This is a genomic window from Bradyrhizobium frederickii, assembly GCF_004570865.1.
GTDB classification, from domain to species: domain Bacteria; phylum Pseudomonadota; class Alphaproteobacteria; order Rhizobiales; family Xanthobacteraceae; genus Bradyrhizobium; species Bradyrhizobium frederickii.
This window is the reverse complement of the sequence record NZ_SPQS01000009.1, coordinates 207,286-233,298: the sequence shown is the minus strand read 5'-3', so window position 1 is coordinate 233,298 and position 26,013 is coordinate 207,286. Positions and strand designations below refer to the sequence as shown.

The following is a 26,013-nucleotide window of genomic DNA, read 5'->3' as shown; positions in this document are numbered from 1 at the left end:
CCAAATCCTGTAGTTATGGGTCCCGGGCTCGCATCGCGCCCCGGGACGACATCGTTACTTGGGAGACAGCTTGCCCAAGAACCCCGCCAGATCATCCGTGACGTAGTCGACATGGGCAGCGTCCCGCCCCTCCAGTTCCCAGTCCTCGCGCACCACCTCTTTCGTGCCGTCCGGCACCACCAGCACCGTGGTCATGCCGAGCGCGTGCGGGACGGTGAGGTTGCGGGCGAGGTCCTCGAACATGGCGGCGCGGGTCGGGTCGACCGAATGGTCGGAGAGGAATTTCCGATACGTCTGCGCCGCGGGCTTCGGCTCGAATTCGGCGGCAATGATGTCGAACACGCCGTCGAAATGCGAGGCGAAGCCGAGTCGCGCCAGCACCGCATCGACATGGTCGACCGAGCCGTTGGTCAGGATCAGCTTGCGCCCCGACAATCTTGCGATGGCTTCGCCGAGTGCCGGGTTCGGCTCCAGCGGCGAGTGGTCGATCTTGTGGACGTAGGCGAGATAGTCGTCGGCGGAAACGCCATGCAGGGTCATCATGCCGCGCATGGTGGTGCCGAAGCGACGGTAATAGTCCTTCTGGATGTTGCGTGCTTCGTCCGGGCCGACATTCAGCCAGTTGCAGACGAACTCCCCGATCCGCGCATCGACCTGCTGCCACAGGTTGACGTGATGCGGATAGAGCGTGTTGTCGAGGTCGAACACCCAGGTGTCGACATGGTCGAAGCTGCGGGGGGAGGTCATTGCAGATCTCTACGTTTTGCCAGCGGACGCAGCCTCATTCGCCGCTGTCGTCCCGGACAAGCGAACGAAGTGAGCGCCGATCCGGGACCCATAACCCCTGGGAGTGGTTTGGCGAAGACTGATAACCGCCATCTCGTGCTATAACCAAATCCTGTGGTTATGGGTCCCCGCGTTCGCGGGGACGACGGCGAAATGCGAGGCGTCATCACCATCACCATCACCATCACGGCACTGCAAACCGCAGCGTCTTGCCGCCGCTCGACATGTCGACCGCGCCGAAGCCCGTCGCCGAAAAGCCGCGCGCGCCGCAATCGGTCTGCTCATTGGTCTCGAACTTGGTCTCGCGCGTGCACAGCTGCCTGTCGCCGCCCCAGTTCAGCGGCCTGTCCTTCAGCTTGACGGTGCGGTTGTCGGCGTCGACGGCCTCCGCGAAGCTGAAGATCTGTTTCGGCTGGCCGGTCACGTCGGGATGCAGGCAGGTCTTGGGATCGATGCGATACCAGCCGCGGCTGGTCAAGGACTTGCCGTCGTCGGTCGCGATCGCCGCCATCACCTTGTGCGGCGTGTCGTTGCACCAGGTGAGGCCGGTCGCAGACGGCGTCTGCACCGCATCGACCATGGTCTTGAAGAAGCCTGGCGAGCCCACGACGTCCGACGACAGGCCGCGGCTCTTCAGGAACGCGGCCAGCGCGGCCTGCGTCTTCGGCCCGTCGACGCCGTCGATCGGCGCGGCGTCATAGCCTGCGATCACCAGCAGCCGCTGGATGCCGGCGAGCCGCGCCTGCTCGTCGTCATATTCGGAATCCTCGGCGAGGTAGGCAACGAGGTTGCCGTCCGCGCCTTGCGTCGGCGTCACTTGCGTGAATGCGGCCTGGGCCTGGCCGCTGCGGCATTGCCGGGCCGCCGCAATGACGAAATTGTCCTGGGCGACGCAGAGCATGTCGCTGCCGCTCTGCGGGATCGGGGAGGCGCCATAGACGCCGAGGGCGCGGGCGTGGAGCAAGATGCGGTCGGCGATCAGCGTACCCTGCACCACCACGCGGCAGGTGGCGGGGTCGATCCTGAACCAGCCGCGCGTTGCGGTCGCCGCCTTGTCGTCGATGCCGATCGCGGCCTCGACCACATAGGACATACGGTTGCAGATCTTGAGGTCGGCGAAGGCGGGGGCGGAGGAAAAGAACAACGAGACGGCCGCGGCCGGCAGCGTCATCAGGAAGCGGGTGAGGCGGGAGCGGCTGGGTCGTCGCTCTCTCCGTTCGTCATGGCCGGGCTTGACCCGGCCATCCACGCGTTTGCCAAGAGAGGAAAGGTCGCGGATGCCCGGGCCTTCGCCGCGCCGAAGCGGCTTCGGCCGCGTAGGCGGGACAAGCCCGGGCATGACGGCTTTCGTGCCTGGCGTCTTCCGCATCACTTGTGGATCAGCGTTCCAGTGCCCTGGTTGGTGAAGAGCTCGAGCAGCACTGCGTGCTGCATCTTGCCGTCGATGATGACCACGCCTTCGACGCCCTGCTCCAGCGCGTAGATGCAGGTCTCGACCTTCGGGATCATGCCGCCGGAAATGGTGCCGTCGGCGATCAGCTTGCGCGCGTCCTTGACCGACAATTGCGGGATCAGCTTCTTCGACTTGTCGAGCACGCCCGGCACGTCGGTGAGCAGCAACAGGCGCTTCGCCTTCAGCGCGCCGGCGACCGCACCGGCAAAGGTGTCGGCGTTGACGTTGAGCGTCTGGCCTTCCTTGGAGGTCGCGAGCGGCGCCAGCACCGGAATCAGCTCGTAGCCGATCAGCTGGTTGAGCAGCGTGAGATCGACCTTCTCCGGGTCGCCGACGAAGCCGAGATCGATCGCCTTCTCGATGTTCGAGCCCGGATCGACGATGGTGCGCGTCGTCTTCGACGCCTTCACCATGTTGCCGTCCTTGCCCGACAGCCCGACGGCCTTGCCGCCGGCCTCGTTGATGTAGCCGACGATCTGCTTGTTGACCGAGCCGGCGAGCACCATCTCGACGATCTCGATGGTCGCGGCATCGGTGATGCGCAGGCCGGCCGCGAATTCCGACTGGATGCCGAGGCGCTTCAGCATGGTCGCGATCTGCGGTCCGCCGCCATGCACCACGACGGGATTGATCGCAGTCTGCTCGAGCAGCACGATGTCGCGGGCAAAGTTCTTGGCGGTCTCCTCGTCGCCCATGGCATGGCCGCCATATTTGATGACGATGGTTTCCTCGTCATATTGCTGCATGTGCGGCAGCGCTTCGGACAGGATGCGGGCCTGGTCGAGCGGGGAGATGTCGGTCATGTCGCGGTCTCGCTGGCGGAACGGTCGGTGCGCGTTCTATCCGATTGGCGGGCGCGGCGCAAAGCGTGGTGTTCGCTCTTACCCTCCCTGGAGGGGGAGGGTAAGAGAGAGCGCTACTTCCTCGCCACCACCGCCGCCAGCGTCACCGCCAGCCAGCCCGCGATCATCATCGTTCCGCCGGTCGGCGCCGCCATCGGAAACAGCGAATGGCCGGCATGTTGCCGCAAGGTGAGGTCGCCCGCGAACAGCGCGGCGCCGCTCGCCAAGCCGAGCGCGGCGACGAGGCCAATTCCGCCGTGCAGAAGGCCGCGCGCGAGCACGGCGATCACGGCGAGTATGGCGGTTGCATGAAACAGCAGCATGGTGCTCGCCGTGGCCAGCCGGCTCGCATCCGCGCCGTGGGCGGCGACCGCGGCCAGCGCGACGCCGGCGGCGCCCATCAATCCGGCAAGCCCAATCAGGAGGCGATGGGCCGCCATTACTTGCTCCGCTCTTCCAGCAGCTTCGCCATCGCGGCGCGCAGGCTCTCCATGCCGGTCGAGCTGCGTGACGATGTCGCGAGCACGTTCGGGAACGCGGCCGGATGTTTGGCCAGCGCAGCCTCGGTCTCGGCGATGCGCGCCTGCAACTCGGACGCCTTCACCTGATCGGCCTTGGTCAGCACGATCTGGTAGCTGACGGCGGAGCGGTCGAGCGTGCCCAGGACTTCGAGATCGACGTCCTTGAGGCCATGGCGCGCGTCGATCAGCACGTAGACGCGGGCGAGCGAGGCGCGTCCGAGCAGGAATTTGTGGATCAGCTCGGTCCAGGACGCGACCTGGCTCTTCGGTGCCTTGGCATAGCCGTAGCCGGGCATGTCGACGAGACGCAGGTCGGACTTCCCTGGGACCTCGAAGAAGATCAGCTCCTGGGTGCGGCCCGGCGTGTGCGAGGTGCGCGCCAGCGCGTTGCGCCCCGTGAGGGCGTTGATCAGGCTCGACTTGCCGACATTGGAGCGGCCGGCAAAGGCGACCTCCAGCCCCGCCATCGGCGGCAGCGTCTGGATCGAGGGCGAGGCCCAGATGAACTGCCAGTCGCGGGCGAACAGCTTGCGCCCGGCCTCGATCAGCTTCGCATCTTTGTCGTCGGTCATGCGAAGACTCTATCCTTTCGTCATGGCCGGGCTCGTCCCGGCCATCCACGTCTTGTTACTGGGCGCGCTTCCAAAACGTGGATGCCCGGGACGAGCCCGGGCATGACGATGTGGAGGCTCTTGCGCCCCGCATGACGGGGCGCGATCGTGAGGGACCTACGTCGCCTTCCGCGCGAACGTCGCCTTGAGATTGTCGAACAGCTCCACCTTCACGCCGTTGCGGCGCATGATGTAGCTCTGCTGGATCACCGAGAGCAAATTGTTCCAGGCCCAGTAGATCACGAGGCCCGCGGGGAAGCCTGCCAGCATGAAGGTGAAGATCAGCGGCATCCAGTTGAAGATGATCTGCTGCGTCGGATCCGGCGGCGTCGGGTTAAGCTTCATCTGGAACCACATCGTGATGCCCATGATGATCGGCCAGATGCCGAGCGCGAGGTAATAGCCGAACACGGGAATCGTGGTCGGATCGAACGGGATCAGCCCGAACAGGTTGAACAGGTTGGTCGGGTCCGGCGCCGAGAGGTCCTTGATCCAGCCGTAGAACGGCGCGTGCCGCATCTCGATGGTGACGAACAGCACCTTGTAGAGCGAGAAGAACACCGGGATCTGGATCACCACGGGGAGACAGCCGGCGACCGGATTGATTTTCTCCTTGCGGTAGATCTCCATCATCTCCTGCTGCTGCTTCACCTTGTCGTCGGGGAAGCGCTCCTTCAGCGCCTGAAGCTGCGGCTGGACCGACTTCATCTTCGCCATCGAGGCGTAGGACTTGTTCGCCAGCGGGAAGAACAACAGCTTCACGATCACGGTCACGAGCAGGATCGAGATGCCGAAATTGCCGAAGAAGCGGAAGAAGAAATCGAGGCCGATGAACATCGGCTTGGTGATGAAGTGGAACCAGCCCCAGTCGATCAAGAGATCGAAATGGTTGAGGCCGAGCTCCTTGTTGTAGCCGCCGTGGCCGGCCAGCGGGAAATTGATGCCGACGACGCCGGCTTCCTTGGCGCCGGCGAACAGCCGCGCATTCGCGGTCGCGGTGCCGCCGATCGCAACGGTGACGGGATCGAGCAGATAGTCGGTCTGGTAGGTGTGGACGTTGCCGACCGGGTTCGAGGAGAAGCGCGCCTGAAGCTGCGCGCTGGTGTCCGGCAGCAGCGCCGAGGCCCAGTACTTGTCGGTCATGCCGAGCCAGCCATTGGTGGCCTTGAAGTTCACCGACTTGGTCTCGTCGATCTTCTTGTAGGCATATTCCTGCAAGCCATCGAGATAGCCGATCAGGCCTTCATGCAGGATGTAGTAGCCGGAGACTTGCGGCGCACCGTGGCGCGAGATCAGCGCGAACGGATAGAGCGTGACAGGCGCATTGCCGACATTGCTCACCTCGTCCTTGACCGTGAAGAGATAATGGTCGTCGACCGCGATGGTGCGGCGGAAGGTGAGGCCCTCGCCGTTGTCCCATTTCAGCACCACAGGCGTCGTCGGCGTCAGGCTGCCGCTGCCCTCCTGCTGCCAGACGGTCTGCGCACCCGGCAGCTTCGCCGTCACGCCCGTCGCCGCCACCCAGCCGAACTCGGCGTAATAGGGCTCGGCGGTGCCCGAGGGCGAATAGAGGATGATCGGCGGCGATTTCGGGTCGACCGTTTCGCGGAATTGCACCAGCGCGATGTCGTCGATGCGGCCGCCCTTCAATGAGATGCTGCCGGCGATCCGCGGCGTCTCGATCTTGACGCGCGGGCTGGCCGCGATCGCGGCATCGCGGGCAACGACAGGCTGGGCCTGGTTCGCGGCCGGCGTTGCCGGCTGAGCCGCGTTGCCCGGCTGCTGCGGCGCGCTGCCCGGGGTCGCCGAGGCGGTCGGCTGCGGCGTACCCTTCTGGAGCTCGGCCTGCGCCTGCTGCTGGGCGCGCTGCTTCTCCATCTGCGGCACGTTGTAGAAATACTGCCAGGCGATCAGCACCAGGCCCGACAGAATGACGGCGAGGATGGTATTGCGATTGTCGGTCATCACTATTGTCTCGTCATCAATCGGGTTTGCTGCTGGCAGCAGGAGCGGGACTGGATCTCGTATGGTCAGTCCTGGGGCCGCGTCCCTTCGCGGGTCCTTTGGCCGTATGCCGCGCGGGCTTCGTGAGCGCTATGCGCAGATCGTCGAGCATGGTGGCGAAGGGGCGCGAGAGCGCGTCCCTTCGGCCGACTAGCACATAATCATGATGGGGCGGCATCGACACCGGATCGAGCCGCTTCACCAATTCGCGAAGCCGGCGCCGGATGCGATTGCGCTCGGGAGCGTTGCCGTTCTTTTTGGTAACGGTGAAGCCGATCCGGATCGGGCCGCCGTCATCGCGGGGACGGCTTTGCAGGACGAACGCGGGACTATTCACCCGCGCGCCATTGGCAACGGCGAGGAAATCCGCCCGCTGCCTCAGCCGATCCATGATGAAATCCCAAAAAGGGGGTCTGGCTCAGGCGCTCAGACGCTTGCGACCGCGCGCGCGGCGGGCGGCGAGAACCTTGCGGCCGCCGGCAGTGGCGAGACGGGCACGGAAGCCGTGACGGCGCTTGCGCACCAGTTTGCTGGGTTGATAAGTCCGCTTCACGGGTTTTTCTCCGCTGACCGGGCAATTTGCCTGTAGAATTGATGGTAAAGTCCGGAAGATGCGGCCCAAAACGGGCCCTTTTCCGGCCCCAAGAGAGCCGCTCCCGGCGTCGCACCGGGTCATCGCGGACAATTTGCGCGGCTTATAAGCGAGCGCCTTGTTTTCGTCAACGCCGCACAAGCGCGCGATTCTCGTGAATATCGCTGTTTGTGCGGGGTTTTTAACCCTTGAGGTGGCGACTCGCGATATCAGCGCTTACATCCCACCTCGGCAGATTAGCGATCTGTAATTTGACCGGGCCGGGGCCGGGTCGCATCCTTCTACCGCCAATCCTTCACCCGCCAGGCAGCGAGGGCGAATTTCGTGGCAGCGACAGACCGCCAGCCGATCCAGGATCAGGATCAGCCGGAGCAGCCGGTGATGCGCTCCCGCGGCGGGCTCGGGCTGTCGGGCAAGCTGCTGCTGCTGACCGTGCCCCTGGTGATGATCGCGGCCGTCCTGCTCTACGTGCCCGCCATTGCCAACTTCTGGGTCAACCGGCTGAACGACCGCGTCGCGGCGGCGAACACCGCGGCGCTGGTGTTGGATGCGGCGCCGCTCGGCATGGTTCCCGATTCGCTGTCGCGCCAGATTCTGAAGAGCATCAATGCCCGCGCGGTTGCCATCAAGATGGGCCAGCAGCGCCGGCTGCTCGCCAGCGACAACATTCCAGCCACCATCGAGCATGACATCGACCTGCGCGACATGACGGCGTGGGAGGCGATCACCGGCTCGTTCCGGATGATGCTGGAGACCGGCAACCAGGCCATCCGGATCGTCGGGCCCGGCGTCGGCACGGCCCAGTTCATGGAGATCGTCACCGACGAGCTGCCGCTGCGGCAGCAGATGTACCGTTTCTCCCGCAACCTCGTGGTGGTCGCGCTGATCATCGCGGCGCTGACCGCCGGCCTGGTCTATCTCGCGCTTCACTATCTCTTCGTGCGCCCGATGCGGCGGCTGACCGCGAGCCTGGTCGGCTTCCACGAGAATCCCGAAAGCTCGGCGGGAATCATCGTGCCGAGCCAACGCAGCGACGAGATCGGGGTCGCCGAGCGTGAATTGTCGGACATGCAGCGCGATCTGATGTCGATGCTGCATCAGAAGAGCCGGCTCGCCGCCCTTGGTCTCGCCGTGTCCAAGATCAACCACGATCTGCGCAATCTGCTGGCTTCGGCCCAGCTGCTGTCGGACCAGCTCGCCAGCGTGCCGGATCCGCGGGTGCAGCGCTTTGCGCCCAAGCTGGTGCGCTCGCTCGAGCGAGCCATCGCCTTCTGCCAGTCCACGCTGTCCTACGGCCGCGCCCAGGAGGCCGCGCCCGACCGCCGCATGATCCTGATCGAGCCGGTCGTGCTGGAGGTGCGCGAGACCGCAGGCCTCGCCTCCGATGCCTCGATTGCCTGGGTCGCCGCGATCGAGCGCGGGCTGGCGGTCGATGCCGATCCCGATCAGCTGTTCCGGGTGCTGCTCAACCTCGTTCGCAACGCCGCCCAGGCGCTGGAGAGTCATGCCTCCGGCGACGGCGGCCCGCAGCAGATCCGGATCACCGGAAAGCGCGAAGGCGCCGTCGCGATCATCGAGGTCTCCGACACCGGTCCCGGCGTGCCCCAGAAGACCAGGGAGCACCTGTTCGAGGCGTTCCAGACCTCCGGGCGTCCCGGCGGCAGCGGGCTGGGCCTCGCCATCGCCGCCGAGCTGGTCCGCGCCCATGGCGGCGATATCCACCTGGTCGAAGGCACCATCGGCGCCACCTTCCGCATCGTGATCCCCGACCGCCCCGTGGAGCTGCTCTCCATCCGCAACGAGCGGCAGCGGGCCTAGTCGGCCAGCGGCCGAGTGATGACGGGGCGATTCCCATGATGTCCGTCATTCCGGGATGGCCCGAAGGGCCAGGCCCGGAATCCATAACCCCAGCTGGTGGTTATGGATTCCGGGCTCGCGACTTCGTCGCGCCCCGGAATGACGAGCTGAGATGCGGAAATGCGCGAAAATACCCCCATTCCGGATCTTGCCAATCGGGACGAGAGCGGTTAGTCAGAGCGCTCTTTCGCACCCCCTCCGGCTCCGCCGGGGGCTGCGTCGCGGGCTATGCCCGCGCTGTTTGCGAAACACGCGCCCGTAGCTCAGCTGGATAGAGCATCAGACTACGAATCTGAGGGTCGGACGTTCGAATCGTTCCGGGCGCGCCATTTTCGGCCATTCAGTGCAGAACAGCGTACAATTCCTCGCGCTGAGCCTTTTGCCCGATTGAAGGCCACAACGTTCAAGGCCCGAGTGCCCGGCCCGACACAGGGGTAGGCTCGCCTCACGCGACGCCGGCAGGCTTCTCCAGGTCGGCCCAGATCTTAGCAAAATAATGCTGGAACGCTGTATCGGTGCGCAGCGCGGCGGGATCGCGGCCCTCCCGCGGCAACTCGATCACGTGTAGCGCGCGCACCGTGGCGGGCCGTGCGCTCAGCACCAGCACGCGGTCGGCCATGGCGATGGCTTCGCCGATATCGTGAGTGACGAGGATCGCGCTCTTGCCGCGCTCGGCGATGATGCGGGAGACGTCGGCCTGCATCAGCAGGCGCGTCTGGAAGTCGAGCGCCGAGAACGGCTCGTCGAGCAGGATCACTTCGGGATCGAACGCGAGCGTGCGCATGATGGCGACGCGTTGGCGCATGCCGCCGGAGAGCGCCGCGGGCTTGGCCTGTTCGAAGCCGGCGAGGCCATAGGCCTTGATCAGCCCCAGCGCGATCTCTCTCGCGCGCGACTTCGGCGTTTTGCGGATCTCCAGCCCGAGCATGACGTTGTCGAGCACGCTGCGCCACGGCAGCAGCAGATCCTTCTGCAGCATGTAGCCGACATGGCCCGCGGCGTCGTCGACGCGGCGGCCACCGACCTCGACATGGCCTCGGGTCGGCCGCAGCAGGCCGGCGATGGCGTTGAACAGCGTGGACTTACCGCAGCCGGAGGGGCCGACGATCGCGAGCGTCTCGCCGCGGCGCAGCTCGAAATCCACCTTGCGGATCGCCTCGACCGGATGGCCGGCGCCTTCGAAGGTGACGCCGACATTCTCGGCGCGCAGCACGATCAGCTCCGAGCCTGCAATATTCTGCGCGAGCGCGTTCATCGGTCCACCTCCCTGCAGAAGTCGAGCAGCGTGTCGTTGAAGATATTCGGTGTGACCACGCTGAAGGCATGCGCCCCCCAACCCACCTCGTGCACGCGCGCACCGGGAATGGAAGCGGCAAGCTCGCGGGTGAGATAGGCCGGTACCAGCGCGTCGTCCTTTGCGGACGACAGCAGCGTGGGTACGTTGATCTCTTTGAGGCGCCGGCCGCCCTCGAATGCCAGGAACATGTCGATGCGCTGGTTCATCGTCGCGACGGAGGGGAAGTGTTTCAGGATGCGTTCTTCCTCCGCGTCGAGATGGACGATGTTCTCGGAGATCCATTGCGGCGGATAGAGGAACAGCGGCTGCGCGCGCACATAGGCTTGCGGTCCGGACTGGTTGAGCAGCGCTTTCCGGATCTCGAAGCAGCGCCGCAGGAACGGATCGGCGCGGCCCCAGCCGTTGACGATGGTGAGGCTGCGTAGGCGTTTCGGATGACGCAGCGCCAGCTCCATGCCGACAATGCCGCCGATGGCGTGGCCGACGACATGCGCGGCACCGACGTTTGCATGGTCGAGCACGCTGGCGATGTCGTCCGCCATGCCGGCGATGCTGCGATCGCTTCGTGCGCTGCGGCCGGTGCCGACGTGATCATAGAGAATGACCTGATGGCGCTCGGTGAGCGCATCCAGCTGCGGCGCCCAGAACGAGCCGCTGCCGCCCATGCCGGCCGAGAGCAAAACCGGCGTACCGTGCCCGTGAACTTCGTAATAGATCTCGGCATCCTTGCCGCGTGCAAAAGCCATGACGTCCCAGCTATTGAGTGATGAGTTTCGGATCAGGACAGCAGGCGCCGCTCGATCAAGTCGATCGCGGCGTACATCAGCAGCGCCACCGCCATCAGCGCCGCGATGCCCACCCACACCGCGTTGAGGTCGTAGAGCACGCCGGCATAGTAGATCATGTAACCGAGGCCCTCTTTCGAGGCGATGTACTCGCCGACGACGGCGCCGATCAGGGCAAAGCCGACATTGAGGCGGAAGGCCGCGACGATCCACGGCATCGCGCCGGGCACGATCACGGTGCGCCAGGTCTTCCAGCGCGAAGCGCCGAGCGAGCGCAGCAGCTTGACGAGATCGGCGTCGACCTCCTTGGCGCCCTGGAGCGCGGTGATGACCGCGACGATGAAGGTGATGATCGCCGCGATCGCGATCTTCGAGGAGAGGCCGATGCCGAACCAGACGATGATCAGCGGTGCCAGCGCGATTTTCGGTAGGCCGTTGAGCGCGATCAGATACGGCCGCAGCACGGCCGCGCCGGTCGGGAACAGCCATAGCGACAATCCCGCAGCGCTGCCGAGCACCGTGCCGATCAGGAAGCCGGCGATGGCTTCCCATGCGGTGAGTCCGGCGTCGCGGAGCAACTCGCCACTGGCGATGAGCTTGCCCGCTTTCGCGATGATGCCGCTCGGCTGGCCGTAGAGATAGACGGCGATGAAGCCGAGGCGAATCGCAAGCTCCCACGCCGCCAGCAGTGCGACCAATAGTGCGATCTGGAGCAGCGCAATCCGAGCTGCGGTGGGCAGCTTGAACCGCGCGCCTGTCACTGCGGCCTGGCCTGCATCGAGCACGGCCACCTCACGCCCTCTTGTGCGCGATCGAGGCGATCTCGACGAGGCAGGCGGGCTTCACGAGGCCGCACTGGATGCAGTACCGTGCCGGCTTCTCGCCGGGAAAATATTCGGCGTAGACTTTGTTGACCGCCGCATAGTTCGCCCAATCAGTGATGAAGATCGAGTTGAAGGTAACGTCTGCAAGGCTCGACCCCGCCGTCTCGAGCACGCGCTTGATGGTCTCGAGAATGTGCCGGGTCTGGCCGGCGGCATCGCCTTCATGGACGACGTCGTTGTTCGAATCGAACGCCAGCGTGCCCGAGACGTAGATGACGTTGTCGGCCATCATGCCCGGCGAGTACGGGGCGATGGGCGCGTGGGTGCCCGGCGGAATGATGGCGCGGTCGGTCATGGCGTATCCTCTTGTGCTGGAGCGGCTTCGGTCTGGGCAAAGGCGCGGCGGAAATCGCTCGCGGACGAGACCCAGCCGAAGAAGGTCTCGACGTTGAAGATTGAGGCTTTCTGGATGTAGTCGGGACCGGCCTGGTGCGTTGCGTCCTCCAGCATCACGCCGAAATATTCGAGATGGAAGCCGTCGCGCAGCGTCGATTCCACGCAGACATTGGTGGCGATGCCGCAGAACACGAGATTGCGGATGCCGCGGGCGCGCAAAATGCTGTCGAACTGGCTGTTGAAAAAGCCGCTGTAGCGCGTTTTGGGTACCACGATGTCGCCGGGCTTGGGCTGCAATTCGTCGACCAGCGCATAGTCCCAGCCGCCCTTGGCGAGCAGCCTGCCTTGCAGCTCGGGCCGCTTGCGCATCGTCTTCAGCGCGTTCGACTTGTGCCAGTTCGGCGAGCCCGGTCCACCGGCCTCGACATAGTCGGCGTCCCAGCCGTTCTGGAAGAAGATCACGGGGACGCCGGCGCCCCGCGCGACCGCCACCACGTCCTGGATCGCCGCGATCGCGGCCTTGGCGCCGGAGATGTCGAAGCCTGCGAGGTCGAGATAGCCGTTCGGCGAGGCATAGGCGTTCTGCATGTCGACGACGACCACGGCCGTCTCGTCGACCGCGAGCCGGAGCGGCTCGGGCCGCGCCGGGAGCGTGACAAAGCGCTGCTCGCGCGCGTCGGAGGTGTTCACGATCATCACGCGAGACCGAACTGCCTGGTCGCCTGCTCGGCGAAACGGTTATCGACCATCTGCGTATAGGGGAGTGCGGATTGCACTGCGCCGCCGCCTTGTTCGAGCCGCATCGCGCGGTCCCATTCGTCGGCGGAGATGGTCGGGTTGCGCGGGATCGCGGTCTTCGAGCCGAAGAAGTTCTTCGTTGCGCTGGCGACGACAGATGGTGTGACCTTCGGGAAGTATTTTTCGGCGACCTCGGTGAAAACAGCGTTGTTCTCGTGCATCAGCTTCTGCGCTTCTGCGATCGCATTGCAAAAGCCTTGGATGGCGGCCGGGTTGCTCGCGATCGTCTCTTCCGTCGCCATCGCGGTGGTAAAGCAGAGCGATCCCAGCGCATCGGCAAAGGACAGCACCGGCACGAGGCCGAACTGCTCGGCGGCGATGCTGACGTCCCATTCGAAGGCGGTAGCGATGTCGGCGCGGCCGTCCTTCACCGCGGCGGCCTGCGCGCCCGGAGGCAGTTCGAGGAACGTGACGCCGGCCTCCTTCGGATCGAACTTGCCGATGGTCTTGATCGCATAGGTCGGCACCTGGATCGTCGAAGAGGGGAATTTCAGCGTCGCGATGGTCTTGCCGCGGAGATCCTCGATCGTCCTGATCTTGCTGTCGGGTTTCGCAATGCCCCACATCGACACGCCGCCGACGATCTTGGCGATGTTCTTGATCTTGCCGCCCTCGCGCACTGCATTCACCGACATGCCCGGGCTGGTCACCCCGATTTGGCTGCGCCCTGAAAGCAGAATCGGCACCGGCAGCGCGATGCCGCCGGCGGTGGAGAGGTCGGCATCGAGGCCATGCTTGGCGAACAGTCCCTTGTCAGCCGCGACATAAAGCGAGTTGTACATGCCGAGCCGCAGTGCTTCGGCGATTGCCACTTTGCCGGCTGCGAAGGTCGGGGTGGAGAGGCCGGCCAGTGGCGCCGTTGCTGCGCCCAGCAGCGAGTATTTCATGAGGTCGCGTCGGTTGATCACGTCCCAATCCTTTTGCTTGTTGGAACAGTAGGTTAGTTCCCATTGTGCCCAATTCTGATCGTTCCCGGTCTTCGCACAAAATCCTTGCATTGGAGATTTTCATTAGCAATCTGGAATAGAGAGATATATTTATAAGGAAAGATGATAGATCAGCTCGACCTGAAGCAGCTCCGCGTTTTCGTCCGCGTTGTCGAGACCGGCAGCTTCAGTGCCGCGGCACGGTCGCTCGGCATGTCGCAATCCGCTGTCAGCCAGTTGCTGCGCCAGCTAGAAGACGGCCTGCGCGTGCGGCTGCTCGACCGCACCACGCGAAGGCTTCAGCTCAGTAAGGTCGGCGCGGACTTCATGCCGGGCATTCAGCGCCTGCTCGCCGATCTCGATCGACAACTTCAGGATCTGCGCGATTTGCGCGAACATCGCCGCGGTCACGTCACGGTGGCCTGCGTGCCGTCGGTCGCGCTGCGGCTGATGCCGCGCGTGCTCGCCGCGTTCCAGCGCGAGCATCCGATGGTCGCGGTGACGTTGAAGGAGATCTCGCGGCATCAGATCTTCGCCGCGCTGCGCGGCGGCGACGTCGATCTTGGCATTGCCAACGTCCCGGGCGACGATCCTGAGCTCGATGCTTCACGACTGCTCGTCGACAATTTCGCGCTGGTGATGCGCCGCGACCATCCGCTCGCCGCGCGGGACGCCGTAAGCTGGGCGGAAGCCTCGAAGGCCGGCCTCGTCGTGATGGCATCAGGCACCGGAATCCGGCTCGAGATCGAGCGCGGCGTCGCCGATCTCGGTCAGGGCATGCCGATCCACGAGGCCGAGCATCCGGCGACGCTGCTGGCGCTGGTCGAGGCCGGCGTCGGCGTCGCACCGTTGCCGAGTCTCGCTTGGCCGGAGGCCAGCCATCCCGTGCTCACCTGGCGCAAGCTGGTCGAGCCCGTGATCGAGCGCGAGCTCTATCTGATCTGGCGCATCGGCCGCGATCTCTCGCCTGCCGCACGCGCGCTCCAGCGCGGCATTCTTTCCGGGGCTCAGGAGATTCGCGAGCGTACGGTCTCCGGCTGATGACAGTCACGAACAACATCGGCCGATACAGACATCGTGATCTTTTCCAAAGGGCCCCGAGGCCATCCCCGCTGGCGAGGAGGACGCGTGGAGGATGAAGACCTGATCGCGCTGGACGCCAAAGCCTAGACGTTAGCCCGCGGGAACTTCCTTTCATCCCGATGAACGCTCTTCCTTCTTCCACGGTAACCGTCGAATCCAAAGAGGTTGAAAAGCCGAACGTTTATGTGCTTAGTCCTTTCTGACGGTAACGAGTCGACGCAAAATCAATGGTTTAGCCCAGACTACGAATCTGAGGGTCGGACGTTCGAATCGTTCCGGGCGCGCCATTCTTCGACGAAGGTCAGGACAAAGCAGCATCTGGTCGCCAGACGGGCCGAGACCGGATGGCTTCGCCGTGTGAGGAGCGGAATGAAGATATCGCAGGCGTTCAAGTTCGAGGCGGCGCATCGGCTGCCGAACGTGCCCGAGACCCATCGATGCCGCCGGCTGCATGGTCATTCCTACCGGGTCGAGGTCCAGTTGGACGGGCCGGTCGACCCGCACACCGGCTTCGTCGCGGATTTCTTCGATATCGAAAAATGCTTCGCCGACATCCTGGAGGCGCTGGACCATCGCTGCCTGAACGAGGTCAAAGGGCTCGAGAACCCGACCGCCGAGAATATCGCGATCTGGATCTGGGACCGGTTGAAGCCGAGCCTTCGGCAGCTCTCGGCGGTCCGCGTCTATGAAACGGCGGATTGCTGGGCCGAATATCAGGGGCAGTGACGGAGGTTCGATCGTTCCCGGCGCGCCGTTTCGGTAGTAAGTACGTCCCATGCGTACCATCGATCGTCTGTTCTGCAGCCTCGTTCTGTTCCTTGCAATCGCAGCGGCGCTTCCCGCGCGCGCGGCGGAAACCTGCCCGTTCATCAGCGCCCAGGAGCTCGCCCGCGCGATGCCGGCGTTCAAATGGTCGCTGATCTCAAATCAGGACGGACGCGGCTGCATCTACCAGGCCGGGCGCGGCGACACGATGATGCTGTCCGTGTTCCGCAATCCCGACAAGGACCGCGCCAGGGAATTGTACGCGACCTTCGTCAAGACGCTGGGCGAGCGCATGCCGCTGAGCGCAGTGACGGGGATCGGCGACGAAGGCCAGGGCGGAACGAGCGCCGCCGGCGCGGAGCGCCAGGAGGCCTCGGTCGTCGCCTTGTCCGGCGATTACATTCTCCAGCTCACCGTCTATCCGATCGGCCGGCGGGCCGACGATGCGCTGCTCGGACCGCTCAGCGAAGCCGCGCGCATTGCCATCGGAAGCGTAGGCAAGAGCAGCGAGCGCTTCGGCAACTGCGAATGGCTCACGGCCGCCGACGCCGACGGCTTTCTCGACAGCAGCACGCTGACGGTGCAGCGGACCGGCGCGGGCAGCTGCATGATGTTCGATCGCGAGGCCAACACCATGATCGTCGCGGTGATCGCGACCTCGCGCGACACTGCCATCGGCATGATGAAGCGCGCCGGTCCCTGCAAGCACGTGGCGATACCCGAGCTCGGCGGTGAAGCGTTCGGCGAGCATTCCTGCACCAAGGGCAACGGCAACGCCGTCAACATCTTCGTCTGGAAGAACGGCAGGCAGGCTTCGATCCTGTTCGCACCGGTCAAGCCGCATCCGGAGTCCGGCTCGGTCGAACGCCTGAAGGCGGTCGCCGGGCGGGTCTATGGAAAGTTGTAAGTGTCCGGGTGCAGCCTCGCTGCGCACGCCCGGGAGCCGCAATGGTCTCCGTTATGGGACGCCTGCGCAGCGGTCCGACGTAAAGGTCATCGACGGCGTCAATGACAAAGGCGAGGCGACACGATGCAGCTAGCTGTCCTCGCCGTCCCGCCGGCGGAAGGGATCGGCGACATCGTCATGACCGCTGCGGCTGCTGAAGAACATCAGCGCCATCAGCCCACAGCCGATCAGCAGCGAGAAGAAAGCGCCGAGGCCAAGCGCGATCCAGCCGTGCTTGCCCATCTCGACGCCGCTGCTGGATTCCCAGACTGAAAATCCCCAGACGCCGGTGAGGATCAACATGGCTCCGAGGGCAACCAGCAGGGCGATCTGGCCGGCACTGATGTTCTTCATGGCTGTTTCCGTTGTCGTGCCTGACGAAGAGTCAATTGCGAAGGGCGACGAGGCGTTCCCGTGAATGACGCCGGCCTCCGAGCTGCTCCTGCGAGTTCGCCCGCCGGGACACGCTAGAGCGGAGTGGCTTAAGGTTGAACCGATTGCCGCAGGCTCGTTCACCTCTCCCGCTTCCGGGAGAGGTCGGCGCGTTCGGGCGATGCGAAGCATCGTCCCGCGCGCCGGGAGAGGGCTTTCTCCTCTTGGGCATTGTCCCATTGAGGAGACACCCTCTCCCCAGCCCTCTCCCGCAGGCGGGCGAGGGAGTGCACCTCCGTCATCGCGGCAATCAAGCTTCATCCCGTCATGCTTTAGCCGGGCCTGGAGGGGAACTTGTTGTGCTGCAGCAAGCAGCCTGCAATTTGGCGGCGATGCGAGCTTCGGCTTCCGTGGCTCAGTCTTTCACCGTAAGCCCTGTTCGTCGATCAGGATGCGGTGGATCTCGATACGCTGCGGCAGTTCGATCAGGAATTCCGCGTCGCGCGCGAGATGGTGGACCTTGGTGGGCTCGCCCTTGGTGAAAGCCGTCATGGCCGCGATGTCCGCCCAATAGGAAATGGTCGTGAACCACGTCTCCTCGTCGCGGTCCTCGCGCAATTGCTGGACGCCGAGCGCGGTCTTGCGCAGCGGCGGAATGCCCTCGGCCTGCAAATAGGCCTGGTAGGCGTCGGCGAGATCGCGGCGGGTACGGCCGCGCCAGATGCGGGCGATGGTCGGCTTGGTCGGCATGATGGGACTCCCTTGCGGCGAACGCCGCGCCCCGCATTCTCGTTCCATGCGTCCTGGTGTCGCTGCCGGCGGCAGCAACCGATGCCGGCTGCCGGCGCAGCTCCACGTCATTGATCTGAAGCAATGATGATCGCGTCCGCAGATGCTAAAGGGATTCGCAAGTTGCGAACCGAGCCTTCCCGGCCGGTCGCGACAATCGCAACGCGCCTGGAATCAGAGGACTCAATGGGACGACTCCTGAATATCGTGACGCCACTGCATACGGCGACCAAGCGCGACTACATGGCCCGCATGAACGACGACAAGATCGGCTGCTCGCTGAAGGCGCGGGAATACGAGGCCGATTATTGGGACGGCGACCGCCGCTTCGGCTATGGCGGTTACCGCTTCATCGAGGGGCGCTGGGCGCCGGTCGCCAAGGCGCTGATCGAGACCTATGGTCTGAAGGACGGATCCAGCGTGCTCGACGTCGGCTGCGGCAAGGGCTTCCTGCTCTACGAGATGCAGAAGATCCTGCCGGGCTTGAAGGTCGTCGGCTTCGACATCTCCAAGCACGGTCTTGCCAATGCGCACGAGCAGGTGAAGCCCTACCTCTTCAATTATCGCGCCCAGGACATCTATCCCTATGGCGACGACAGTTTCGACCTCGTCATCTCGCTCGGCACCCTGCACAATCTGCGGCTGTACGAGCTCGAGGCGGCGCTTAAGGAGATCGAGCGGGTCGGCAAGAACAAATACGTCATGGTCGAGGGCTACCGGACCGTCGCCGAATTGCACAACCTTGAATGCTGGGCGCTGACGGCGGAGTCCATCCTGCACACCTCGGAATGGATCTGGCTGTACGGCAAGCTCGGCTACACCGGCGATTACGAATTCATCTATTTCGAGTGATCGGGCGCCCCTCATGGACATCAAGACTGCCAAGGCGGCCATCCTCGTCGAATCGGGCAAGCCGCTGATCGTCGACGAGTTCACCTTGCCGGACAGGCTCGAACACGGCCAGGTGCTCGCGCACGTGCACACGTCGAGCATCTGCGGCGCGCAGATCAACGAGATCGACGCGGTCAAGGGCGTCGACAAGTTCCTGCCCCACCTGTTGGGGCACGAGGCGCTGGCAACGATCGTCGAGACCGGCCCGGGCGTGGTCTCCTGCAAGCAGGGCGACACCGTCGTCATGCATTGGCGGCCGGGCAGGGGCATCCAGTCCAACACGCCGGCCTATTTCTGGCGCGGCAAGCGTCTCAATGCCGGCTGGGTCACCACCTTCAACGAATATGCCGTGGTGTCGGAGAATCGCGTCACGCCGGTTCCGGCCTCGATCGACCGCACCAGCGCGCCGCTGCTCGGCTGCGCCGTGACGACCGCGCTCGGCGTCGTCAACAACGATGCGCAGATCGCCATCGGCGAAGCCGTGGTCGTGTTCGGCGTCGGCGGCGTCGGATTGAACATCGTGCAATTTGCCGCGATGGTGGGCGCCTATCCCGTCATTGCGATCGACCGCCTCGACAACAAGCTCGAAATGTCGAAGCAGTTCGGCGCCACCCACACTATCAACTCCGAAGCGGTCAAGGATGTCGCCGCCGAAATTCGGTCCATCACCGGCACCGATGGACCCGACAAGGTCGTCGAGACCACCGGCGTCAAGAATCTGATCGAGCTCGCCTATGAGATCACCGCCAAGAAGGGCCGCTGCATCCTGGTCGGCGTGCCCCGCGAGAAGGCCGAGATCTACACGCTGCCGCTCCACTTCGAGAAAGTGCTGAAGGGCTCGGAAGGCGGGCAATGCCAGCCGGCGCGCGATATTCCGCGCCTCGTTCGCCTTAGCGACGCCGGCAAGGTGAACTACCGCGGCATCGTGACCCATCAGTTCGCGCTCGACGACGTCAACAACGCGCTGGATTTGATGCGCAGCGGCACGTCGGGCCGAATCCTGCTGAACATCAGCTGAGCGCGGATGCGATCCGGGTGAGGGGTTCCGGCTCACCGAATGCCCCCCGCAAATGCGGCGTCCTCCACGGCAGGCGGCATTGGTCGCCGGCGTAGCCGTGCCCGCTTTGCGCCGCCGGCCGTAACCGCCGGTTAACCATGGATATTTACGGTGTAGCAAGCCTCTGAGCTGCGACAGTCAGTTGATTTCGAGTCCAATCCCATGGCGTTCGGTAGCCGCGCATCTCCGCGAAGCATCGCCCCGACGGAGCCAGCGGCTTCGTGGGAAACGCCGCAGGCTGCGCGGACGAGGCCCGACAGCGCCGCGCCGGCGCTGATCAAGGGATCGCTGACCGTCTCCGGAGCACTCTTTTTCCTGCGCGAGAACGGCCGGCGCATTCTGACGCTGGCGCTGGCACTGTTCGCCCTCGGCGTCGTCGTTCTCATGGTTCTGCCGGTCCGCTATGCCGCGACGGCCCTGGTCGTGCTCGATCCCCGCGAGCTGCGCATCACCACGGAGCAGGACGTCCTGCCGGGCATCGGCCAGGACGCCGCGGCGCTTCAGAGCCAGATCGAGATCGCCAAATCGGACGGCTTTCTCCGCCCCCTGATCGAGCAGCTCAAGATCGCCGACGACGATGACATCGCGGGCGGCCATACCGACATGACGCGGCTGCTCGAAAAATTCCGCAGCCGCCTCGAGATCACGCGCCGCGGGCTCACCTACGTCATTGCGATTTCCTTCACCTCGAACCGCCCGGAACGCGCCGCCTACTACGCCAACGCCATCGCCGAGGCGTTCGTCGCCAGCCAGGGCCGCGTCCGCACCGCGGCCACGGACGAGGCCGCAGACTGGCTCAAGGACCGGCTGAAGGCGTTGAACGAGCGCCTGCGCGCGTCGGAAGACGCCGTCGCCGCCTTCCGGCTCGAGCACAAGATCCTCAACGCCGGCAAGGATTCCACCACGCAGCAATTGCGGGTGACCGATCTCAATCAGCAGGTCTCCGCCGCGCGTCTTCGCACCGAGGAAGCCAAGGCGCGCTACGACCAGGTGCAGCGCGATCTCAAGGCCAATGTCGAAGGGCCGGTGAAGCAGGACCTCCTGAGCATGCTGCGGGCGCAGCGCTCGACCTTGAATGACCAGATCGCGCAGAAGAAGGCGGTGTACGGCGAGCGCCATCCCGATCTCGCGATCTCGTACAGCCAGCTCGCCGATATCAACCGGCAGATCGAGTCCGAGCGGAAGAAGAACATCGAAACGGCGAAGTCCGAATATGAGGCTCAGCTGGAGCAGCAGAGAGCGCTGGAAAAGCAGCTCAAGGCGGTCGAGACCCAGATGCTGGTCGACGGGCAGGCGCTGGTGAAGCTGCAGGAGCTGCAGCGCGACGCCGACGCCAACCGGAACATCTACGAGCAGTTCCTGTCGCGGTTCAAAACCACCAACGAGCAGCGTCAGCTGCAGGCCTCGCAGACCAAGATCGCTTCGGCTGCCATTCCGCCGCTGCGCCCGACGCGCCCGCCGCTCGCACTGCTGCTGGCGGCGCTGGCGATCGGCTCGCTGCTGACGTCGACCGCTGCCGTTGCGGTGACGACGAGCATGTCCGATCAGTCCGCGCCGACCGAGGCTCCCATGCAGGCAGCCGTGGCGAACACGCAGGCTCGGCAAGTCCAATCTCAGCTCCAGCCACAAGCCCCGCCGCAAGCTCAGCCTCCGGCTGCTGCCCGGCCGGAAGCGATGCCGCGGCTTCCGGTCTGGGCCCGCATCCCCGATCTTTTGTCCGCGACCGCGACCAGCACCGTCTGGCAAAAACCGATCGCTTCCCCCGGCGAGCTTGATCTCGGTGCCTATCTGCGGCCGCTGCTCGAGCGGATCGATCGCGTGCCGGTGCGTGGCTGCAAGGTCGCCCTGGTGTTGTCGGTCGGCAAGAGCGCCGGCGGCAACACCGTTGCGCGCTCGCTGAATCGGGCCGCGGTGACACGCGGCATGATGAGCGTCTTGATCCGGCTGCAGGGGGAATTCGCAGGTCACCAGCCGCCGGTGACGGAATGGAACGATGGTTCGACCACGGCGGGATTGCAGTCGATCGACGAGCTCCTGAGCGCCGGCCGCAAGGCCGATGCGAGGCCTGAGGACGATATTCGTTCGGAGTTCGATCTGATCATCGTCCATGCCGGCAATCTCGCCTTGCAGCCCGATGCCATCGCGCTGGCGGCGCATGCCGACCTGATCGTCCTGGTGGCGCGCGCCGGCGAGCTCGGTTCGGCGGCGATGCGCCGGGTGACCACGGCGCTGTCGCGGTACGAGACCGTGCCGACGGGGCTCGTCGTCAATCATGCGCCTGCCGGCTCGCAGGCGCCGCACCCCGACGGCGGCGCATTGGGACTTGCGGTTTGACGATGGCAGGCTCGTGCGGTCGGCTGCTGGCCGGAGCGATGCTGTCGCTGTCGATCTCATTCGGCTCCCCGGTCTTCGCCAGCGATTGTGTGCCCGTGCCGCAGACGGTCGCACCTGGCAGGCTCGCCGCATTGTCTCGCGGCTTCAATGCCGACGGCTGGATCAACGGTGCAGCCCCGAGCCGCGAGTTGTTGCAGCAGCTGCGCAGGGCGGGAATGAGCCATGTCCGGCTGCCGGTGCCGGCAGAGCGCGTGATGCCTGGTTTCGCCTCGAAGGACGAGCGCGAGGCGACGCTGCGCGTGCTCGACAAGGCGCTGAAGCAGCTCACCGCGCTGGGCTACGCCATCTCCGTCGATCTTCATCCCGGCGATCGCTTCAACCGCCTGCACAAGGAAGATCAGGGCGCGGCGCTGCGTCAGATGCAGGAGGCCTGGAGCGGCCTTGCCGAGGTCATTCGATCCTTTCCGGCCGATCGCGTTTTCGCCGAGCTGCTCAACGAGCCCGATATCGACGCCGACAAATGGCAGACCGAGGTCGAGGCGCTCGCCGCCTTCGTCCGCAAATTGCTTCCCGCCAATACCCTCGTCGTCGGTCCGGTCAACTGGCAGCGCGCGGACTCGCTGCCGCGATTCCGTCCGCTGCCCGACCCTGACGTCGTCTATGCCATCCACTTCTATGATCCGATGGTGTTCACCCATCAGGCCCATTGGGATGGGCAGGATCCGCTGCACGACATCATCGATCTGCCTTATCCGATCAATTCCGGCGACCCCAAAATTCAGGCCCTGCGCCAGGATCTGCAGCTGAGGGGCGCGACCAAGGCGCTCGGCATGCTCGACGTCGCCATTGCCGCCGCCAAGGACAAGCCGGGGGCCGATCGCTGGCTTGCGCCCGCGCTGCAATGGCAGCAGCAATTCGCGCGGCCGATCATCGTCAACGAATTCGGCGTGCTGAAGGCCGGCGCGCCAAGAGCGAGCCGGTTGCGCTGGCTGGCGGAGGTCACCGCTTACGCCCGCGACCATTGCTGGGGCTGGACGCATTGGGAGCTGGCGCAGGGCTTTGGCCTCGTCGACCGCAACACCGGCAGGCCCGATCCCGACGTGATGCGGGCATTGCTCGGCGGCGCGACCCGGCCTGGCCGCCGCTGACAGCGCGGTCCGCTATCGTTAACGAATCCTTACACATCGCCCCGCTATCGTGCTCGCCGCGCGATGCCAAGGGACGATCGATGAGCGCCGGGGATTCACCGCAGGTTGAGACCGTGCAGGCCGGCCCAACGCCGCCGGCCTGGCGCGAGCTGGTCCTGATCTTCTGCCTGGCCGTGGCAACGATCGGCTCTGCTCCGATCCTGCACCTCGCCGATCCGATCCTCGCCATTGCCGTCGAGGTGCTCGTCGGCATCGCCATCGTCGTCGTGGTCCCGACCTATGCGCCGGCCGTCGCGATCTTCGTCCTGTTCTTCCAGAACCTGTTCGCCTCGATCCTGTCGCCGCTGGTGCCGCTGCCGTCCGATCTCGATTTCATCAAGGGCTACAATTTCCTCGTCTGCTCCGTGATGTGGCTGGCGACGTTCGGGCTCTACGTGCTGGGCCGGAGGAATCAATCGGCCGAGGTGAACCAGATCATGCGCTGGGGTGTCGTCACCCTCGCCGTGGTGTCGCTGTATTTCGCGGTCGGGTTCAGCCAGAACGGGCAGCCGGCCGCGGTCTATCTGCGCAACATCGTGCTTCCGCTGTTCCTGTTCCAGCTGTCGCTGCTGACGGCCGCGACCTACGAGGTGCGCATCACGCCGTTCCTGGTGACGGTCGCGGTCGTTCTCATCTCGTGCGGCTATATCGAATTTGCATTCCGGGATTTCTGGCTGGCCATCACCAACGGCTATACATTCTGGGGTTTCGACGAGCTCAAGGCGACCCATTCGGGCGTCTGGGAGGCCGAGATGCGGGCCACCGGAAACGTGCCGGTCGACCTCAAGGATCGCTTTAGGTTCGACTTCCTGAACACGCCTCTGCTCGAAGGGTTCGGCTTGTCGAAGATGCTGCGCATCCACGGCCCGAACATGCACCCGATCAGCTTCGCCTACGGGATCGGCTTTCTGGCCCTGTTCCTGTTCTCGGTGGGACGGCCGCTGCTGGCGCTTGCGGCGTTGCCGCTGCTGGTCCTTTGCAGCGTGAAGGGTGCGCTCATTGTGATGGTCTTCGTGGTCGCGGCCTGGATCTCGACCCGGCTGCTCGGTGCCGTGGTGACGCTGCTGCTCGGCTTCCTGGGCCTGTTCGCCTTTGCGATTCTGGCGATCCGCGTCGGCCTGCAGATCGGCGACTATCACGTCATTGGCCTGATGGGGGGCCTCAACGGATTCCTGGAGAAACCGTTCGGCCGCGGTCTCGGCGTCGGCGGCAATTTGTCGGACAGCTATTTCTCCATCGACTGGGGCGCGGCGCAGGCGGCCGGAACGATCGATGGCGCGGTCGAAAGCGCGATCGGCGTGCTGCTGTACCAGATGGGGATCGCCGCCTTCGTGCCGCTAGGCTTCTATCTCGCGGTGGCGCTCAAGGCCTGGCGTCTCTACGCCTCGTCAGGCTATCTGACGCAGGGTCTCGCCGGCTTCGGCGTCATGGTCGTGCTGCTCAACGGATTGTTCCAGGAAGAGGCCTTGTTCGCGCCGCTCGCGCTTGGACTCATGCTCTCGCTCGCCGGTCTCGTCATCGGCAGCCATGCGAGAATGCAGAGCGTCGCGCGCGAGGACGCGGAATTCGAGCATCTCACGCGCTACCAGCCAGCGACGTAGCGCGGCACGCCGGCCGCCCCGCTCGACTTGGTTTGGGCGCGCGCCCATCCAGGAACTTCCACTTTTTCCTGGCGTTGACCGACGGCCCGCAGCAAGGGCCGATGCGCGATGAAGAACTTTTCCAACGCCGAATTTTCTCCCGAGGTGATCGAGATCATGACGACCGCCCTGGAAGCCGCGGTTGCCACACTGCCCGAGCCCGTGCACGCCTCGCACGTCAACGCGCTCGCGGAATCCATTCTGCGTACGGCTGGCGCGGGCGAGCGCGACGTCGGGAATTTGCAGCGGATCGCTCTGATGGAGCTGCAACTGGCGCCGCGCAAATGATGAGGCCGACATGAAGACGATCCCTGTTGCCGCCATTGCGCTGTCTGTGATGCTTTCTGACGCGAATGCAGACGGCTGGACGAGCTATCGGATTCCCGAGACAAGAACCTCGGCCGACGTTCCCGTCTCTGTTTTCACGGAGATGGCCGGCAAGCCCGATGGCTACGGCCAGCAATTTCGCACTTCCGACGGCAGGGCCGATCTCACCGTCCAGGCCGTTTCCAACCGGGAGGGTCTTCCGCCCGCTGAGTTCCTCGCCAGGAAGGAGCCGCCGTCCGGCATCATCTACAAACGGATCACGCCGAGATTCTTCGTGGTCTCCAGCATCAAGCGCGACAAGATCTGGTACAACCGTTGCAACTTTTCTCGCGGCTACGTGCACTGCGTGCTGATCAATTATCCCGCGGCCGAGAAGCGGCAATGGGATCGCATCGTTACACGGATCAGCCACAGCCTGCGCGCCGACTGAGCGGATGCAGGACCAGCGCCGCCCGGGCAAGCTCGGGCGGCAGGTGGTGAGGTTGTTCTACCGTGCGGTCGTCGACGTGGTCGACATGGTCGGCTTCGAGCCCGGCACGTGCGACATAGTCTTGGTGGTCGAACCGACCTGTTCGCCGGCCTTGACCTTGGTCCGCGTGTGCGAGCGGCTGAACGTGCCGCCCTCATGGGCCTGCGCGCGGGCGTTGGAATTCATCACCGGCCCGTTGCCCTTGTTCATGCTGACGCCGGTCTGCGTCTTGCCGTTCACGGCCGCGGCGCTGCCGCCGGCCGCGATCGACGAGCCGGTACTGCCCGTCGCCGAGGTGGACGTACCACCGGTGCCAACCGTCGAGGCCGAGGTGCCGCCCGTCGCGGCCGAGCCGGCGCTTCCGCCGGTGATACTTTTCTGGGCGAGTGCCGGTGAAGTGGCGGCGAGCAGCAGTGCGACCGCCGAGGTCGTAAGCAAGGTCCTCATGTTTCAATCCTCTC

At 64.9% G+C, this 26,013-nt stretch carries 29 protein-coding genes and 1 tRNA gene; 12 read left to right on the top strand and 18 right to left on the bottom strand.

Going from position 1 to position 26,013, the window contains the following annotated elements:
- Positions 1-54 precede the first annotated feature (54 nt).
- The 8 genes from E4K64_RS17890 to rpmH form a co-directional block, all read right to left on the bottom strand.
- The gene (locus E4K64_RS17890; protein ID WP_135164689.1) at positions 55-747 is read right to left on the bottom strand and encodes a pyrimidine 5'-nucleotidase; all 693 of its coding nucleotides are present in this window, start codon (positions 745-747) and stop codon (positions 55-57) included.
- Positions 748-970: 223 nt separating this feature from the next.
- Positions 971-1,957, bottom strand: coding sequence for a DUF1036 domain-containing protein (locus tag E4K64_RS17885; RefSeq protein WP_135164768.1), 987 nt, complete (start codon positions 1,955-1,957; stop codon positions 971-973).
- Between the two features lie 197 nt (positions 1,958-2,154).
- The gene (argB, locus tag E4K64_RS17880) at positions 2,155-3,042 is read right to left on the bottom strand and encodes an acetylglutamate kinase (protein ID WP_126260238.1); all 888 of its coding nucleotides are present in this window, start codon (positions 3,040-3,042) and stop codon (positions 2,155-2,157) included.
- A gap of 113 nt (positions 3,043-3,155) precedes the next feature.
- Positions 3,156-3,521, bottom strand: coding sequence for a DUF423 domain-containing protein (locus tag E4K64_RS17875; protein WP_135164688.1), 366 nt, complete (start codon positions 3,519-3,521; stop codon positions 3,156-3,158).
- Positions 3,521-4,174 (bottom strand): ribosome biogenesis GTP-binding protein YihA/YsxC, encoded by a 654-nt coding sequence (yihA, locus tag E4K64_RS17870; RefSeq protein ID WP_135164687.1) that lies wholly within the window; start codon positions 4,172-4,174, stop codon positions 3,521-3,523. The genes E4K64_RS17875 and yihA overlap by 1 nt, the downstream gene beginning before the upstream one ends.
- A 156-nt stretch (positions 4,175-4,330) precedes the next feature.
- Positions 4,331-6,178, bottom strand: a complete 1,848-nt coding sequence (gene yidC, locus E4K64_RS17865) for a membrane protein insertase YidC (protein ID WP_167772086.1) — start codon at positions 6,176-6,178, stop codon at positions 4,331-4,333.
- A gap of 16 nt (positions 6,179-6,194) precedes the next feature.
- Positions 6,195-6,608, bottom strand: a complete 414-nt coding sequence (gene rnpA / locus E4K64_RS17860; protein WP_135164685.1) for a ribonuclease P protein component — start codon at positions 6,606-6,608, stop codon at positions 6,195-6,197.
- A 27-nt stretch (positions 6,609-6,635) separates the two neighbouring features.
- Positions 6,636-6,770, bottom strand: a complete 135-nt coding sequence (gene rpmH, locus E4K64_RS17855; protein WP_008542748.1) for a 50S ribosomal protein L34 — start codon at positions 6,768-6,770, stop codon at positions 6,636-6,638.
- Between the two features lie 363 nt (positions 6,771-7,133).
- Between rpmH and E4K64_RS17850 the strand changes: the two genes are divergently transcribed.
- Both E4K64_RS17850 and E4K64_RS17845 read left to right on the top strand, forming a co-directional pair.
- Complete coding sequence (locus tag E4K64_RS17850; RefSeq protein WP_135164684.1) at positions 7,134-8,627, top strand: sensor histidine kinase; 1,494 nt, start codon at positions 7,134-7,136, stop codon at positions 8,625-8,627.
- 291 nt (positions 8,628-8,918) lie between these two features.
- Positions 8,919-8,995 (top strand) — tRNA-Arg (locus E4K64_RS17845).
- Between the two features lie 116 nt (positions 8,996-9,111).
- Here E4K64_RS17845 and E4K64_RS17840 read toward each other — a convergent pair.
- The 6 genes from E4K64_RS17840 to E4K64_RS17815 are packed head-to-tail and all read right to left on the bottom strand — an operon-like array spanning position 9,112 to position 13,674.
- Positions 9,112-9,921 (bottom strand): ABC transporter ATP-binding protein, encoded by an 810-nt coding sequence (locus tag E4K64_RS17840; protein WP_135164683.1) that lies wholly within the window; start codon positions 9,919-9,921, stop codon positions 9,112-9,114.
- Positions 9,918-10,709, bottom strand: coding sequence for a pyrimidine utilization protein D (rutD, locus tag E4K64_RS17835; RefSeq protein WP_135164682.1), 792 nt, complete (start codon positions 10,707-10,709; stop codon positions 9,918-9,920). Before rutD ends, E4K64_RS17840 begins: the two co-directional genes overlap by 4 nt.
- A 32-nt stretch (positions 10,710-10,741) precedes the next feature.
- Positions 10,742-11,539, bottom strand: a complete 798-nt coding sequence (locus E4K64_RS17830; RefSeq protein ID WP_063816662.1) for an ABC transporter permease — start codon at positions 11,537-11,539, stop codon at positions 10,742-10,744.
- A 1-nt stretch (position 11,540) separates the two neighbouring features.
- Positions 11,541-11,927 carry a pyrimidine utilization protein C gene (gene rutC, locus E4K64_RS17825; protein WP_131871789.1) on the bottom strand — a complete coding sequence of 129 codons (387 nt, stop codon included), beginning with the start codon at positions 11,925-11,927 and terminating at the stop codon, positions 11,541-11,543.
- Complete coding sequence (gene rutB, locus E4K64_RS17820) at positions 11,924-12,658, bottom strand: pyrimidine utilization protein B (RefSeq protein WP_235884701.1); 735 nt, start codon at positions 12,656-12,658, stop codon at positions 11,924-11,926. Before rutB ends, rutC begins: the two co-directional genes overlap by 4 nt.
- 5 nt (positions 12,659-12,663) lie before the next feature.
- Complete coding sequence (locus E4K64_RS17815) at positions 12,664-13,674, bottom strand: ABC transporter substrate-binding protein (RefSeq protein WP_135164680.1); 1,011 nt, start codon at positions 13,672-13,674, stop codon at positions 12,664-12,666.
- A gap of 141 nt (positions 13,675-13,815) precedes the next feature.
- Here E4K64_RS17815 and E4K64_RS17810 point away from each other — a divergent pair, with 141 nt between their 5' ends.
- The 3 genes from E4K64_RS17810 (at position 13,816) to E4K64_RS17800 (ending at position 16,447) form a co-directional block, all read left to right on the top strand.
- Positions 13,816-14,733: a LysR family transcriptional regulator gene (locus tag E4K64_RS17810; RefSeq protein WP_135164679.1), complete on the top strand. Its 918-nt coding sequence runs from the start codon at positions 13,816-13,818 to the stop codon at positions 14,731-14,733.
- 411 nt (positions 14,734-15,144) lie between these two features.
- Entirely contained in the window at positions 15,145-15,501 is a 357-nt protein-coding gene (gene queD, locus E4K64_RS17805; RefSeq protein WP_126260244.1) for a 6-carboxytetrahydropterin synthase QueD, read from the top strand.
- A 49-nt stretch (positions 15,502-15,550) separates the two neighbouring features.
- Positions 15,551-16,447 (top strand): hypothetical protein, encoded by an 897-nt coding sequence (locus E4K64_RS17800; RefSeq protein WP_135164678.1) that lies wholly within the window; start codon positions 15,551-15,553, stop codon positions 16,445-16,447.
- A gap of 129 nt (positions 16,448-16,576) precedes the next feature.
- On the opposite strand, the gene E4K64_RS17795 is transcribed toward E4K64_RS17800, so the two are convergent.
- Complete coding sequence (locus E4K64_RS17795) at positions 16,577-16,840, bottom strand: hypothetical protein (protein ID WP_126260247.1); 264 nt, start codon at positions 16,838-16,840, stop codon at positions 16,577-16,579.
- Positions 16,841-17,281: 441 nt separating this feature from the next.
- Positions 17,282-17,608: a hypothetical protein gene (locus E4K64_RS17790; protein WP_126260248.1), complete on the bottom strand. Its 327-nt coding sequence runs from the start codon at positions 17,606-17,608 to the stop codon at positions 17,282-17,284.
- A gap of 225 nt (positions 17,609-17,833) precedes the next feature.
- Between E4K64_RS17790 and E4K64_RS17785 the strand changes: the two genes are divergently transcribed.
- From E4K64_RS17785 to E4K64_RS17765, 5 genes are all read left to right on the top strand, one after another.
- A complete protein-coding gene (locus tag E4K64_RS17785) occupies positions 17,834-18,499 on the top strand; it encodes a class I SAM-dependent methyltransferase (RefSeq protein ID WP_028138822.1) in 666 nt (221 codons plus the stop codon).
- A 13-nt stretch (positions 18,500-18,512) separates the two neighbouring features.
- A complete protein-coding gene (locus tag E4K64_RS17780; RefSeq protein ID WP_135164677.1) occupies positions 18,513-19,556 on the top strand; it encodes a zinc-binding dehydrogenase in 1,044 nt (347 codons plus the stop codon).
- 201 nt (positions 19,557-19,757) lie between these two features.
- Positions 19,758-21,929 carry a GumC family protein gene (locus E4K64_RS17775; RefSeq protein WP_135164676.1) on the top strand — a complete coding sequence of 724 codons (2,172 nt, stop codon included), beginning with the start codon at positions 19,758-19,760 and terminating at the stop codon, positions 21,927-21,929.
- A gap of 2 nt (positions 21,930-21,931) precedes the next feature.
- The gene (locus E4K64_RS17770; protein ID WP_135164675.1) at positions 21,932-23,077 is read left to right on the top strand and encodes a glycoside hydrolase family 5 protein; all 1,146 of its coding nucleotides are present in this window, start codon (positions 21,932-21,934) and stop codon (positions 23,075-23,077) included.
- Positions 23,078-23,157: 80 nt separating this feature from the next.
- Positions 23,158-24,717 carry a hypothetical protein gene (locus E4K64_RS17765; protein WP_135164674.1) on the top strand — a complete coding sequence of 520 codons (1,560 nt, stop codon included), beginning with the start codon at positions 23,158-23,160 and terminating at the stop codon, positions 24,715-24,717.
- On the opposite strand, the gene E4K64_RS40370 is transcribed toward E4K64_RS17765, so the two are convergent.
- On the bottom strand, positions 24,699-24,875 hold the full coding sequence (locus tag E4K64_RS40370; RefSeq protein ID WP_167772060.1) for a hypothetical protein: 177 nt from the start codon (positions 24,873-24,875) through the stop codon (positions 24,699-24,701). The genes E4K64_RS17765 and E4K64_RS40370 overlap by 19 nt on opposite strands.
- Between E4K64_RS40370 and E4K64_RS17760 the strand changes: the two genes are divergently transcribed.
- Both E4K64_RS17760 and E4K64_RS17755 read left to right on the top strand, forming a co-directional pair.
- Positions 24,874-25,044 (top strand): hypothetical protein, encoded by a 171-nt coding sequence (locus E4K64_RS17760; RefSeq protein ID WP_430642507.1) that lies wholly within the window; start codon positions 24,874-24,876, stop codon positions 25,042-25,044. The genes E4K64_RS40370 and E4K64_RS17760 overlap by 2 nt on opposite strands.
- A gap of 49 nt (positions 25,045-25,093) precedes the next feature.
- Positions 25,094-25,513: a hypothetical protein gene (locus E4K64_RS17755; RefSeq protein ID WP_430642511.1), complete on the top strand. Its 420-nt coding sequence runs from the start codon at positions 25,094-25,096 to the stop codon at positions 25,511-25,513.
- Positions 25,514-25,570: 57 nt separating this feature from the next.
- Here the strand turns inward: E4K64_RS17755 and E4K64_RS17750 are convergent, their stop codons facing one another.
- Positions 25,571-25,999 carry a hypothetical protein gene (locus tag E4K64_RS17750; protein WP_135164671.1) on the bottom strand — a complete coding sequence of 143 codons (429 nt, stop codon included), beginning with the start codon at positions 25,997-25,999 and terminating at the stop codon, positions 25,571-25,573.
- Positions 26,000-26,013: the final 14 nt, after the last annotated feature.

What these genes read in the sequence shown, in the direction of transcription:
- queD (WP_126260244.1), top strand. Translation starts at nt 15,145, where the DNA reads ATGAAGATATCGCAGGCGTTCAAGTTCGAGGCGGCGCATCGGCTGCCG.
- yihA (WP_135164687.1), bottom strand. Translation starts at nt 4,174, where the DNA reads ATGACCGACGACAAAGATGCGAAGCTGATCGAGGCCGGGCGCAAGCTG.
- E4K64_RS17840 (WP_135164683.1), bottom strand. Translation starts at nt 9,921, where the DNA reads ATGAACGCGCTCGCGCAGAATATTGCAGGCTCGGAGCTGATCGTGCTG.
- E4K64_RS17810 (WP_135164679.1), top strand. Translation starts at nt 13,816, where the DNA reads ATGATAGATCAGCTCGACCTGAAGCAGCTCCGCGTTTTCGTCCGCGTT.
- E4K64_RS17770 (WP_135164675.1), top strand. Translation starts at nt 21,932, where the DNA reads ATGGCAGGCTCGTGCGGTCGGCTGCTGGCCGGAGCGATGCTGTCGCTG.
- E4K64_RS17785 (WP_028138822.1), top strand. Translation starts at nt 17,834, where the DNA reads ATGGGACGACTCCTGAATATCGTGACGCCACTGCATACGGCGACCAAG.
- yidC (WP_167772086.1), bottom strand. Translation starts at nt 6,178, where the DNA reads ATGACCGACAATCGCAATACCATCCTCGCCGTCATTCTGTCGGGCCTG.
- argB (WP_126260238.1), bottom strand. Translation starts at nt 3,042, where the DNA reads ATGACCGACATCTCCCCGCTCGACCAGGCCCGCATCCTGTCCGAAGCG.
- E4K64_RS17760 (WP_430642507.1), top strand. Translation starts at nt 24,874, where the DNA reads ATGACGACCGCCCTGGAAGCCGCGGTTGCCACACTGCCCGAGCCCGTG.
- rutC (WP_131871789.1), bottom strand. Translation starts at nt 11,927, where the DNA reads ATGACCGACCGCGCCATCATTCCGCCGGGCACCCACGCGCCCATCGCC.
- E4K64_RS17765 (WP_135164674.1), top strand. Translation starts at nt 23,158, where the DNA reads ATGAGCGCCGGGGATTCACCGCAGGTTGAGACCGTGCAGGCCGGCCCA.
- E4K64_RS17755 (WP_430642511.1), top strand. Translation starts at nt 25,094, where the DNA reads ATGCTTTCTGACGCGAATGCAGACGGCTGGACGAGCTATCGGATTCCC.
- E4K64_RS17800 (WP_135164678.1), top strand. Translation starts at nt 15,551, where the DNA reads ATGCGTACCATCGATCGTCTGTTCTGCAGCCTCGTTCTGTTCCTTGCA.
- E4K64_RS17875 (WP_135164688.1), bottom strand. Translation starts at nt 3,521, where the DNA reads ATGGCGGCCCATCGCCTCCTGATTGGGCTTGCCGGATTGATGGGCGCC.
- E4K64_RS17795 (WP_126260247.1), bottom strand. Translation starts at nt 16,840, where the DNA reads ATGAAGAACATCAGTGCCGGCCAGATCGCCCTGCTGGTTGCCCTCGGA.
- rutD (WP_135164682.1), bottom strand. Translation starts at nt 10,709, where the DNA reads ATGGCTTTTGCACGCGGCAAGGATGCCGAGATCTATTACGAAGTTCAC.
- E4K64_RS17790 (WP_126260248.1), bottom strand. Translation starts at nt 17,608, where the DNA reads ATGCCGACCAAGCCGACCATCGCCCGCATCTGGCGCGGCCGTACCCGC.
- E4K64_RS17750 (WP_135164671.1), bottom strand. Translation starts at nt 25,999, where the DNA reads ATGAGGACCTTGCTTACGACCTCGGCGGTCGCACTGCTGCTCGCCGCC.
- E4K64_RS17775 (WP_135164676.1), top strand. Translation starts at nt 19,758, where the DNA reads ATGGCGTTCGGTAGCCGCGCATCTCCGCGAAGCATCGCCCCGACGGAG.
- E4K64_RS40370 (WP_167772060.1), bottom strand. Translation starts at nt 24,875, where the DNA reads ATGATCTCGATCACCTCGGGAGAAAATTCGGCGTTGGAAAAGTTCTTC.
- E4K64_RS17780 (WP_135164677.1), top strand. Translation starts at nt 18,513, where the DNA reads ATGGACATCAAGACTGCCAAGGCGGCCATCCTCGTCGAATCGGGCAAG.
- rnpA (WP_135164685.1), bottom strand. Translation starts at nt 6,608, where the DNA reads ATGGATCGGCTGAGGCAGCGGGCGGATTTCCTCGCCGTTGCCAATGGC.
- E4K64_RS17885 (WP_135164768.1), bottom strand. Translation starts at nt 1,957, where the DNA reads ATGACGCTGCCGGCCGCGGCCGTCTCGTTGTTCTTTTCCTCCGCCCCC.
- E4K64_RS17890 (WP_135164689.1), bottom strand. Translation starts at nt 747, where the DNA reads ATGACCTCCCCCCGCAGCTTCGACCATGTCGACACCTGGGTGTTCGAC.